Source organism: Sulfurovum sp. (assembly GCF_049668085.1).
Taxonomy (GTDB): domain Bacteria; phylum Campylobacterota; class Campylobacteria; order Campylobacterales; family Sulfurovaceae; genus Sulfurovum.
On record NZ_JBATIY010000018.1, the window covers coordinates 1 to 1578 of the forward strand.

The 1578-nt window shown below is 38.7% G+C and carries 3 protein-coding genes; 2 read left to right on the forward strand and 1 reads right to left on the reverse strand.

Features of this window, described 5'->3' with window-relative positions:
* Window positions 1–694: porphobilinogen synthase (hemB, locus tag WBM70_RS01470; RefSeq protein WP_424556746.1), on the reverse strand; the 694-nt coding region annotated here is incomplete at its 3' end.
* A gap of 110 nt (window positions 695–804) precedes the next feature.
* On the opposite strand from hemB, the gene ribA reads away from it, so the two are divergent.
* Window positions 805–1374, forward strand: a complete 570-nt coding sequence (gene ribA / locus WBM70_RS01475; RefSeq protein WP_424556747.1) for a GTP cyclohydrolase II — start codon at window positions 805–807, stop codon at window positions 1372–1374.
* 11 nt (window positions 1375–1385) lie between these two features.
* On the forward strand, window positions 1386–1578 hold a 193-nt coding region (locus WBM70_RS01480; protein ID WP_424556748.1), incomplete at its 3' end, for a hypothetical protein.

The following is a 1578-nucleotide window of genomic DNA, read 5'->3' on the forward strand; positions in this document are numbered from 1 at the left end:
CTTGTATCGCTTCATTCCTGTTAGCCGGGTTCATCTGGTAAGATCTTCTGTCTCCAAAGCTTGGACTGGACTCTGCTACATCACGGAAAGGTCCATAGTAGGCAGAAGCAAATTTAGTCGAGTAAGACATTACAGGTAAATTCTCAAAACCTGCACCATCAAGTCCCTCACGTATCGCCGTGATCATACCATCCATCATACCTGAAGGCGCTATCATGTCAACACCTGCTTTCGCGTGTACAACGGCTTGTTTGGCTAAGTTGTCAAGTGTAATGTCATTGTCAACTGTATGAAGTACAGGGTCTATTACACCACAATGTCCATGGTCTGTATATTCACAGAAACAAAGGTCAGTAACCACAAACATATCTGGATGAGCCGCTTTCACTTCACGTACTGTCTGCGCCATGATACCGTGTTCACACATCGCGTCAGACCCTACAGAGTCTTTCGTGTCGGGGATACCAAAGAGAATGATGGAGTAGATGCCGAGCTCTTTAAGTACATCACACTCTTTGACTATCTCATCGATACTCATTTGGAAAACACCAGGCATGGAGTTTACTTCTTCTTTGATACCAGTACCACTTTTTGCAAAAAGCGGATAGATGAAGTCATTGACAGAAAGATGTGTTTCCTGAAGTAGGTCTCTTAAAACGGGATTGATTCTTTTTCTTCTAAAACGTGCGAACATTACAGGCCTTCATAAATAAATTGTATTATTTTACACAAAAATTCTACAACTTAACGACTAATTACCCATAACTAATTACTAATTACTAATTAATGGAGTATAATCTCACTATGAATAATATAGATATATCACAAGTTGCTACTTTACCAACCAAATATGGCACATTTAATATTCAGGCATTTAAAGATGCTGATGGAAAAGAACATTTGTCTATCTTTACTGATGATCTGTCTGACACCCCGATTGTACGTGTGCATTCTGAGTGTCTTACCGGTGATGCGTTGGGTTCAGCAAAATGTGATTGTGGAGAGCAACTGCATTTTGCACTTGAAACCATAGGTAAAGAGGGTGGTTTGGTCATCTACCATCGTCAAGAAGGTAGAAATATAGGTTTGCTAAACAAAGTAAATGCCTATGCCCTGCAAGACAAAGGTTTTGACACCGTTGAAGCCAATCACCAACTTGGATTTAAAGCAGATGAACGTACCTATGAAGTCGTAGAGTTCATCTTGAAGTATTTTGGTGTCACTCAATTGAAACTTCTTACAAATAACCCTCGAAAGATAGAAAGCCTTGGTGATATAAAGATCATAGAACGTCTGCCGATACAAATAAAGTCAAATCCGCATAACGAAGGCTATCTCAAAGTGAAAAAAGACCAAATGGGACATTTCCTTTAGAAAGCCATAGCATGAAAAATTCTTTTAAAAATTTAGGACAAAAATTATTTGAACTATTCTTTTATGGATTTTTAATGACAGGAAGTTTGGCTTATTCTGCTACAATGGATGCTCATTGGCCACTTGATAATTCAACAAACGATACTTCCGGAAATAATCATACGCTTCAAAATGGTACAGTCACATTTTCAACCACAAGTATAG